Below are 10,135 nucleotides of genomic sequence, written 5' to 3'. Positions count from 1 at the left end.
GCCAAGGATACTTGGAGCATAGCTCCTGGGAAAGTAGGTCATCGCCAGGTAACAAGCGAGAGACTATCTCTAACGAGATAGTCTTTCTGTGTTTAGGTATATTGTAAATTAAATACTTGTGTGCGGGGGTCCACCCGTTCGGATCCACACTGCAGGAGAATGCGTTATGAGTCGCAGTGTGGCGAAAAGCTTTCCTTCGCCACGAAGTCTTCCTTTGGGGTGGGTGGCTCGGCGATACTGTCCACAGGACACTATCGTGCCTTTCGTTCCAGGGCCAAGGATACTTGGAGCATAGCTACCTGGGAAAGTAGGTCATCGCCAAGCCCGAAAGAAGCACCGGGGTTTCACCGCGCGCCAAAGAGGGCGCATCGTGAGGTGTGGAGGAATGAAAGGTAAGCTATTCTTTTAGAGGGCCTTGGAAGGCACAGGTGACCTGTGTGTTGTCTAAGGCCGGTGTCTAAAGATTGACGACAAGGAAACGAGCACAAACAAAAGGGATGCCTTTATTTGAGGCAACCCTTTTGCTTGTTTAGTAGATTCTACTATTATTTGTAGTTATGTTATAACTGCATGTTATAAACTGGATGATTTCAGCTGGTCGGGGTGTTTCTCTTTTTCATGTAGACTTGCGTCATATCCAAAACGGAACTTTTGGTCACAATAGGAACAATGTACGAATTTTCCATCTGGTGCAGGGACTGGCATGATATCCACCTCCTTGCTTGCGATTTTAACCAAATGTGATCGTTTTTATACATAATTTTACCATTAGTTGTATTCTGTTTTACATAACACTTTGCTAATTCCCTCATAGAATAAGGATGAGGTGAGGAAGATGTGGCGTAGACGGATAAGGATGTTCAATACAGAATTAGAGTGGATGAAACGTGATATAATACGACGTTGGCACTTGGATACTCCTACAGGTGTAATGGGTATACTACTATTGATTTCAGCCCTGTTACTTTTTATTGTTATAGGAGGAGGATTTGCTTATATTTTTCGCTCATTTGTTCCATGGGTATCTGGATCGCGTGTTGGAGAGGTTTACTGGTATTCACTTGGTTTTGGTATAAAAGCAAGTTTTCTATTTTTATTATTTATAGGCTCTTTAATTATGTTCTTTTTACTTAAGCTAAATGAACGGCGCAGATAATAAGGTAGATAATATTGTTTTAACCTAATACTGATAAATTATTTAGAGGTTCAACTATAAAATTATTATATACCTATTCAAACGATATGGGTATAATATTACATGTACCCTTTTATCCTTTAGAACCTTGACTGTTAGGGTATTGCCTTTGCCTGGCTATAATTTGAGCGTATTTAAATTAGTCTTCAGAAAAGTTTAGTTGCTCATTGATAAATCTTATCTCAGACATAGTTCTAAGTATAGAGGTAAGAAAATAGAAGTTAAGTACAAGCTAAAAGTGGACAAACTGTCTATAATTGTCGTAGATATCTTCTTGCATAGGGGCCATTCCTATGTTAGAATTTTATGGGTTAAGAAAGGGGTTGAATCTGTGGATTTTCTATCAGGAATTACGGGTACGCAGATATTTAATGTCATCATGCTGCCGATTCAAATTATTATCATCTTTTTAACCTTTTATTACTTTATTCTTTCAATGTTTGGACTTTACAGGAAACCAGAGGTTAAGATACATACGCCCGAGAAGAGCTTTGCAATAGTCGTTGCCGCCCATAATGAGGAGGCTGTTATTGGGCCATTGATAGAAAATTTACTCCAACTTGATTATCCAAAGAAGTTATACGATATTTTTGTTGTAGCAGATAATTGTACAGATAAGACATCCTTAATTGCAAAAAATGCTGGTGCTATTGTACACCGTCGATTCAATGCGGAAAAGCGAGGCAAAGGGTATGCCTTAGAGTGGATGTTCTATCGTCTATTTAAGATGGAGCGACAGTATGATGCAATAATCATCTTTGATGCGGATAACCTCGTTAAAGAAAACTTCCTATTTGAAATGAATAGCAAGCTTTGCCAAGGGCATAAAATTGTTCAATGCTATTTAGATTCTAAAAATCCGTTTGATACTTGGGTAACAAATACATTTTCCATTGCATTTTGGGTAACTAATCGAATGTTGCAACTTGCAAGGTTTAACACGGGTCGTCTCTCGAATGTGCTGGGTGGAACAGGTATGTGCATTTCCACAGACGTTTTGAAAGAATTTGGTTGGGGAGCAACTTCCTTAACAGAAGATCTCGAATTTAGCATGAAAGCCCTGTCTTATGGAATTAAAACGACGTGGGCACATGATGCTGTGGTCTATGATGAAAAACCATTGACCTTTATCCAAGCTTGGCATCAACGGAAACGATGGGCACAGGGGCAGGTCGACGTAGCGGGACGATATTTTTTCCCCTTAATTATCAAGGGAATAAGAGAAAAGAAAATCATGTACTTTGATGCTGCCATTCACCTTTTTCAGCCTGCACTAGTAATGATTGCTACTTTCTTTATGTTGACGAATCTTATAGATGCCTTCCAACCTCAATACACCCATGTATTTACATTAGTAATGCCATGGACGGGGTGGCAGATATTATCTGCTTTTCAGTATCTTTACCCAGTAGCGGCATTGGCACTTGACCGTTTACCTTGGCGTGCCTATGTAGGGCTTATTCTATATCCGATTTTCATATATAGTTGGATTCCAATCGTGTTTTTGGGCTTCATAAATCGTAAAGACAAGCAGTGGTCACATACTAAGCATACTCGCTCACTCAGTATCGAAGAAGTTATCGTAAAACAAAAGAAAATATCCTCGAACTAATATTAGTTGGTTTATTCCTCCTATTTATATTTGTCTGTTGTTGAACGAGCAACTATCTCGATTACGAAATATTTCTAGTCAGGAATATTATGTGACTGGAAATTTTCTAGATACCAGATTTATCTTGTTAGAAATGTAAGGGTAAAGATTGTAGTGGTATTTGGAAAGGTTGCCATTAATTTATATATGCAAATATGAAAAAAGGCTTTGACACATTGCTCATTTTTGTGTATACTGATAATCGTCAGTTCTCGGGTGATTAGCTCAGTTGGTAGAGCGCCTGCCTTACAAGCAGGATGTCGGCGGTTCGAGCCCGTCATCGCCCACCAGACTTGATATTCGAAGTTGATTACGAGGTTTGAAAGATCCTCGGGAAAGACTTTGGAAATATAGGGGTTATGTTCGAAGATCCAAATATCGAATATTGTACCTCGAACATGAGTAAGGCCCCGTGGTGTAGTGGTTAACATGCCTGCCTGTCACGCAGGAGATCGTCGGTTCAAGTCCGATCGGGGTCGCCATTTTTGAATCACAGTTCGTGATTTCATGGTCCTGAGATCAGGCAGTGAACTTCGAACAACCAGCATCGATTATGCCTCGGTAGCTCAGTCGGTAGAGCAGAGGACTGAAAATCCTCGTGTCGGCGGTTCGATTCCGTCCTGAGGCACCATAATGCGGGTGTAACTCAGTGGTAGAGTGTCACCTTGCCAAGGTGAAAGTCGCGAGTCCGAATCTCGTCACCCGCTCCATAATCTCTGGCGGCATAGCCAAGTGGTAAGGCAGAGGTCTGCAAAACCTCTATTCCTCAGTTCAAATCTGAGTGCCGCCTCCAATTCATTAGCCGATGTGGCGTAACTGGCAGACGCACGGGACTTAAAATCCCGCGGACTTAACATCCGTACCGGTTCGATTCCGGTCATCGGCACCATATGGGTTTGTAGCTCAGCTGGTTAGAGTACCGCGTTGACATCGCGGGGGTCGGAGGTTCGAGTCCTCTCAAACCCACCATATGAAATTAAGGTTATCTTTTGTAATAGACCTGTCTGTCAACAAAAGAGCTGTTCTTTACTCATTGATTTAGGTCAATGGGTAATTTTATTTTACTTGGCCATCCATAGCCCGCGCCTTAGCGTCAGCCAAGTACTCTTTATAGCAAAATTGCCTCGCACTTAAGACTATATAACAACAAGTTCTAGTCCGTTTGTGAGATGAATTGGAATACCTGCGGTGATCTTGAATGATATCATGCATGAATCTCTAATGACTATAATGTTAGGGAAAGGTGGTGGTTTTTATGCATTTACTTTCGCAAGACAAGGCGCCGATTTACGAAGCGCTACTAAAATATAAATCAATGCGGGTTGTACCGTTTGACGTGCCGGGACATAAGCAGGGCAAAGGAAACCCGGAGCTTACAGAATTTCTGGGTGAGAAATGCCTTTCAGTGGATGTTAATTCCATGAAACCGTTAGATAACCTTGTCCACCCAGTTTCCGTTATCAAGGAGGCAGAGGAATTAGCTGCTGATGCTTTCGGTGCTCATCATGCCTTCTTTATGGTCAACGGCGCCACCTCGGGTGTTCAGGCAATGATTATGAGCGTTTGCAAACAGGGCGATAAAGTTATCATGCCGCGAAATGTCCACAGAAGTGCCATTAACGCACTTATCATCAGTGGTGCAATCCCCGCTTATGTTAATCCGGGTGTTAATAAAGAGCTGGGGATACCCTTAGGTATGTCCATTGACGATGTAAAAAAAGCCATTGCGGAAAATCCGGATGCCAAAGCAATCTTTATCAATAATCCAACTTACTATGGTATTTGCTCTGATTTAAAGACCATTACAGAACTTGCTCATCGGCATAATATGTATGTCCTTGTAGACGAGGCGCATGGATCACACTTCTACTTTGGGGCTAACATGCCGATCAGTGCGATGGCGGCGGGAGCAGATATGTCTGCAGTAAGTATGCATAAAACAGGCGGATCCCTTACGCAAAGTTCATTTCTATTGAAAGGTGATCGTCTTAGCACTGGTCATGTGCGACAAACGATTAACCTGACTCAGACCACCAGCGGCTCATACCTTCTGCTGTCTTCTCTGGATATCTCTAGACGCAATCTAGCTCTGGGCGGAAAAAGCATCTTTGAAAAAGCCTCAGCCCTTGCAAACTATGCACGGGAGGAAATCAATAAAATTGGCGGTTACTATGCTTTTTCCACAGAACTGATTAACGGAGATTCAGTGTATGATTTTGACCATACAAAGCTCTCTGTCCATACCAGAGAAATAGGGCTGGCAGGAATTGAGGTTTATGATATTCTTCGTGATGATTATGGAATACAGATCGAGTTAGGTGATATCGGCAACATTTTGGCAATCATTTCTGTTGGGGATCGTGCACAGGCCTTGGAACGTCTTGTCTCTTCTCTCTCCGAAATAAAAAGACTATATATAAGAGATAAATCGGGAATGCTTGATCATGAGTATATCAATCCAGAGGTTGTGATGGCACCCCAGAAAGCATTCTATTCCGACCAACATTCCATCCCCATCAAAGACAGTACAGGGTATATAAGCGGAGAGTTTGTTATGTGTTATCCGCCTGGGATTCCTATTTTGGCACCGGGAGAACGCATAACAGAAGAAATCATTGACTATATCGCTTATGCCAAGGCTAAAGGGAGCTCCTTAACAGGTACAGAGGATATGTCCATTGAGAACATCAGAGTACTGGAGGAATAACAATGGAATTATGGTACACAGAACAACACACAGACAATGTTCGCTTTTCCATCAAGGTGGATAAGCCCCTCTATACAGACCAGAGTGAATTTCAAAGAATTGACGTCTTCCACTCCAAGGAATTTGGCAATTTTTTCACTCTGGACGGCTTGATGATGGTTACCGAAAAAGATGAATTTATCTACCATGATATGATTGTTCATGTGCCTATGGCAACCAACCCTAAGATTAAGAATGTTTTGGTCATTGGTGCAGGAGACGGCGGAACAGTGAGAGAGCTGACGCGTTACAGTACCATTGAAAAAATTGACATGGTAGAAATAGACAAAATGGTTGTAGACGTTTGCAGAGAGTATTTTCCCCAGACCGCTTGTAAGTTTGATGATCCAAGAGTACAGCTTTATTTTGAGGACGGACTAAAATTTGTTCGTTCCAAGGAAAATACGTATGATTTGATTATCGTTGATTCTACTGATCCGTTTGGTCCCGGGGAAGGGCTGTTTACAAAAGAGTTCTATGGAAACTGTTATAAAGCTTTAAAGGAAGATGGAATTCTCGTCAACCAGCATGAAAGTCCCTATTACCAGGAATATGCTAAATCTATGCAAAGAGCTCATAAGCGTATTCGAGAGCTTTTCCCAGTTTGCAGGGTTTATCAGGCTCACATTCCTAGTTATCCGTCAGGTCATTGGTTATTTGGCTTTGCGTCAAAAACATATGATCCATTGAGCGATATTGATGATAAGGCTTGGAACAGTCTTGGACTCAAAACAAAGTATTATAACACTGAAATTCATAAAGGATGTTTTGCTCTGCCTAACTACGTATTAGAATTACTAGTCAATGCAGGAGAATAAAATGGAGTTTCATATAGCCCATCCTCATAATGATAAAGCTTCCCTTAGAGGGAGGCTTTATTATTTCTCTCGTTAATGCATGATAGAAGAATGAAATATTGCATTTCTGGAAATATTAAGGAATGTCCGAAGGCATTTTTAAAATTAAAAGTGCTTAGAGATTGGCCCAACCGAAATATGGCTTAAAGAAGGTCATATACTCTACTATGGAGGGGTGCCAGTGGAACATTCCGTGCAATTAGGGACGCAATATTATCGGGAGAGTATCTGTGCACGTTTACGAGAACTGCGCGACCAAGAAGAACTCCCCTTTCAAATCATAGAACATCAGCAGGGGAAGCGCTGGATCATTCAGTGTCAATTTCAAGATTCTTCGTTGGAAGCGATGGAAAATGATGGTATGGTCCAAAAAATCCACCGTTATTATTTAGCAAACGCCTTAGCTGAGACGATTTTGCTTCATTGGGAAAAAGACCACGTGGTACAGATGCTTAAGAAAAGGCAATACTTAAAGCAAGAGAATTGGCAAATGTTGCTTAATAAGGCTTTGGATTATTTGAATAAAGGTTTAGGGCAAGTTCGAGGATATCGTGTTAACCGCAAGACAAGCTTGGTTACACAAATATTGAGTTGTTTGGACCATAGTGCTGTTTTTGACATTGAAGGGTTTTTAAGGTTTCGTGCCCAAGAGTATAAGAACGAAGTGAATAAAGCAGTAGAATTCGCCATTGATGAGTATGTTGTTGAAAAGGAATACTTAGAGTTTATTGAACTGCTAAAACATTTTGTAGATAGTCAAAAACCACGACTGGAGTATTTGCATGTTGGGATGACACCTCAGGGGAAGTTTCATCTTTATAACGAGGACGGGGTTAAAGTCACCCATCAGTTTCTTGAGGATTACCAACTCGACAATGTCAATGAGCTAGGGTATGAAGATTTATTGGTGAGTGCATTAATTGCTGTTGCACCCCGCGAGATTACTTTACATATTCGTTACGAAGGGTTTAAAGACACTCTAGAAACGATTAGGAATGTTTTTGGGAATCGCGTACATGATTGCGAAGGGTGTTCCTTATGTGAAAAGTTTTGACAGATAAGAGAGTTTTTTGTTATAATAAATAAAGTTCCTTGCTATTATGTGAAATAAGGAATTGTATTAATGTGTTAGACTTATCATTGAGCACACATAAATTATAAATCGTTGAAAGGGAGAGTATTCTGAACTTCTATCGTGTAAGAGAGGGAATGCCAAAGGCTGAGAGCATTTCTCGCGAAGGTACAGGAGAAAACCACCCTTGAGTGTTGGGCTGAAATGAGTAAGCTCAGCCGTTCCCCGCGTTAAGGGAGATCGAGTGAAAGGTTTTTATTGAGCCTTTCAATTGGGTGGAACCACGGGAGTAAACTCTCGTCCCTACTAGGGACGAGAGTTTTTTATTTTACAGTCAGAAAGTATAAACTTGCGTTATATACTTTCCAAGCATAGGTGCAACTAAGGCTACCGCTGGCCAAGGATGGCCAAGTGTCCCTGTAGCCAAGGATGGCGAGAAGGGACCGCCTGCACCTATGGCTTGGCGATATCCAAGTTTTATAATAGATAAGGAGTGATTTTGATGATTCAGGTTACTTTAAAAGACGGCTCAATACGAGAGGTTGAACCAGGTACGACTATCGCTGAACTTGCAGCCTCCATCTCAAGGGGATTGGCCAAGGTAGCTGTAGCAGGGAAAGTTAATGATAAGATGAAGGATCTTTCCTGTCCGCTTACTGAGGATTCGGCGGTGGAGATCGTAACCATAGATAGTGATGAAGGGTTAGACGTCTTAAGGCACTCCACGGCACACTTGATGGCTCAAGCTGTAGGCAATCTGTTTCCGGGGACAAAATTCGGTATCGGCCCCTCAATTGCTAAGGGATATTACTATGACTTTGACTCTGAACATGTCTTTACTCCTGATGATTTAGCAAGCATAGAGAAAGAAATGAATCGCCTTGTCAAAGAAAAGCATGATTTTAAGCGCAGGGAGGTCTCTCGAACTGAAGCCTTGAGCCATTTTGGTGAACTGGGCGAAAAATACAAGGTTGAACTCATCGAGGGTCTTCCTGATGACGCCACGATTTCTATGTACACTCAAGGGAGCTTCACAGACCTTTGTGCAGGACCGCATCTGCCTTCAACGGCAAACATTAAGGCTTTTAAACTTATGAACCTGGCAGGTGCCTATTGGCGTGGCAGTGAGAAGAATAAAATGCTCCAACGTATCTACGGAACGGCTTTTGCAAAACCAGCAGATTTGGAAGATCATCTGTTTAAATTAGAAGAAGCAAAACGGCGTGATCATCGTAAGCTCGGTCTGGAACTTGATCTTTTTAGCTTACATGATGAGGGTCCTGGGTTCCCGTTTTTCCATCCTAAAGGCATGATTTTGCGTAACGCCCTAGAAGACTTCTGGAGACAGGAACATCGCAGACGCGGATATCAAGAGATTAAAACTCCAATTATTTTGAATCGTTCAATGTGGGAACAATCTGGACATTGGGATCATTATAAAGAGAACATGTATTTTACCCAAATTGATGATCAAGATTATGCAGTAAAACCGATGAACTGTCCAGGTGGCATGATTATGTATAAGACAAAAATGCGTAGCTACCGAGACCTGCCGCTTCGAGTAGGGGAACTGGGACTTGTGCACCGTCATGAACTTTCGGGTGCCCTCCATGGATTACTCCGGGTTAGAAACTTTACTCAGGATGATGCACACATCTTCATGCTCCCCTCGCAAATTAAGGAAGAGCTTATTGCAGTTATTGAGCTAGTCGATTATTTCTATAAAGTCTTTGGCTTTGAATACCATGTCGAATTGTCTACGCGTCCCGAAGATTCTATGGGCTCGGATGAGGATTGGGAAACAGCGACTAAGTCCCTTCAAGAGGCTTTAGAAGAGAAGGGTATAGATTACAAGATTAACCCAGGCGACGGGGCCTTCTACGGGCCTAAGATTGACTTTCATGTTCAGGATTGCCTGGACCGGACTTGGCAGTGCGGAACGATCCAACTCGATTTTCAAATGCCAGAGAAATTTGACTTGTCCTACATCGGAGAAGACGGTCAAAAGCATCGTCCAGTAATGATTCACCGGGTTGTGTATGGAAGCATTGAGCGGTTTATTGCTCTCTTAACAGAGCACTATGCGGGAGCTTTTCCTGTTTGGCTGGCACCGATCCAGGTACGTATCCTGCCGATCAGTGAGCGGCATCACGAGTATGCTAAATCCCTTGCTTCGCGCCTCAACGAACTCGATATAAGAGTGGAAACAGACGAGCGCAAAGAAAAGATTAGTTATAAGATTCGAGAGGCTCAAACTGAAAAGATTCCATTTACGTTGGTCGTCGGGGATCAGGAAGCCGAGTCTAATATGGCTGCAGTTCGAAGGTACGGACAGGGGGATGCTGGAGAAAAAATGACGATCGATGCTTTTATAGAGCTCGTCCAAGGGGAAATTAAGAGTAAGAAAATGCTGAAAGCCAATTTCAAAGAAGAATAATTAGATTTGAACTATAGTGCAATATGTTGAGCTAAGAAAACAGCAGTGGATTGGGAAGAAAAAAGAATGTCAAGGTTTGGAATTGACAAGAGAATAGTTTTGAGGTAAGATATTTGATGTCAAGCAGAAGCCATCCGCTTCTCACCTTACGGCGCTCGTCGATAAGGTATCTTCTGG

6 protein-coding genes, 7 tRNA genes and 2 other annotated features (1 of these 15 running past the window's edge) are annotated in these 10,135 nt (G+C 42.0%); all 13 genes read left to right on the top strand.

The features are described from left to right. The first annotated feature begins 835 nt into the window (after positions 1–835). The 13 genes from M8E35_RS24385 (at position 836) to thrS (ending at position 9,958) form a co-directional block, all read left to right on the top strand. Positions 836–1,156 (top strand): hypothetical protein, encoded by a 321-nt coding sequence (locus M8E35_RS24385; protein ID WP_252473565.1) that lies wholly within the window; start codon positions 836–838, stop codon positions 1,154–1,156. Between the two features lie 370 nt (positions 1,157–1,526). Continuing rightward, positions 1,527–2,807 carry a glycosyltransferase family 2 protein gene (locus tag M8E35_RS24380; RefSeq protein WP_252473563.1) on the top strand — a complete coding sequence of 427 codons (1,281 nt, stop codon included), beginning with the start codon at positions 1,527–1,529 and terminating at the stop codon, positions 2,805–2,807. A gap of 253 nt (positions 2,808–3,060) precedes the next feature. Next, positions 3,061–3,136, top strand: a tRNA-Val gene (locus M8E35_RS24375). Between the two features lie 116 nt (positions 3,137–3,252). Next, positions 3,253–3,328 (top strand) — tRNA-Asp (locus M8E35_RS24370). Between the two features lie 73 nt (positions 3,329–3,401). After that, positions 3,402–3,477 (top strand) — tRNA-Phe (locus M8E35_RS24365). Between the two features lie 4 nt (positions 3,478–3,481). Then, positions 3,482–3,556 (top strand) — tRNA-Gly (locus M8E35_RS24360). Positions 3,557–3,564: 8 nt separating this feature from the next. Further along, positions 3,565–3,639, top strand: a tRNA-Cys gene (locus M8E35_RS24355). Positions 3,640–3,647: 8 nt separating this feature from the next. After that, positions 3,648–3,735 (top strand) — tRNA-Leu (locus M8E35_RS24350). 3 nt (positions 3,736–3,738) lie between these two features. Then, positions 3,739–3,815, top strand: a tRNA-Val gene (locus tag M8E35_RS24345). Positions 3,816–4,101: 286 nt separating this feature from the next. Next, positions 4,102–5,553 carry an aminotransferase class I/II-fold pyridoxal phosphate-dependent enzyme gene (locus tag M8E35_RS24340; protein WP_252473561.1) on the top strand — a complete coding sequence of 484 codons (1,452 nt, stop codon included), beginning with the start codon at positions 4,102–4,104 and terminating at the stop codon, positions 5,551–5,553. 2 nt (positions 5,554–5,555) lie between these two features. Continuing rightward, positions 5,556–6,410, top strand: coding sequence for a polyamine aminopropyltransferase (gene speE, locus M8E35_RS24335; protein ID WP_252473559.1), 855 nt, complete (start codon positions 5,556–5,558; stop codon positions 6,408–6,410). Between the two features lie 220 nt (positions 6,411–6,630). Then, positions 6,631–7,503, top strand: a complete 873-nt coding sequence (gene ytxC / locus M8E35_RS24330; RefSeq protein WP_252473557.1) for a sporulation protein YtxC — start codon at positions 6,631–6,633, stop codon at positions 7,501–7,503. Positions 7,504–7,605: 102 nt separating this feature from the next. Further along, positions 7,606–7,829: a binding site (T-box leader), on the top strand. A gap of 194 nt (positions 7,830–8,023) precedes the next feature. Further along, a complete protein-coding gene (gene thrS, locus M8E35_RS24325; protein WP_252473555.1) occupies positions 8,024–9,958 on the top strand; it encodes a threonine--tRNA ligase in 1,935 nt (644 codons plus the stop codon). A 115-nt stretch (positions 9,959–10,073) separates the two neighbouring features. Beyond that, positions 10,074–10,135 (top strand) — a sequence feature (ribosomal protein L20 leader region); it runs 70 nt beyond the window's last position.

The sequence above is a fragment of the Desulfosporosinus nitroreducens genome (assembly GCF_023897015.1).
In the GTDB taxonomy this organism is placed as follows: Bacteria; Bacillota; Desulfitobacteriia; order Desulfitobacteriales; family Desulfitobacteriaceae; genus Desulfosporosinus; species Desulfosporosinus nitroreducens.
The sequence above is the reverse complement of the archived record's forward strand: the minus strand, read 5'-3'. Positions and strand labels throughout refer to the sequence as shown.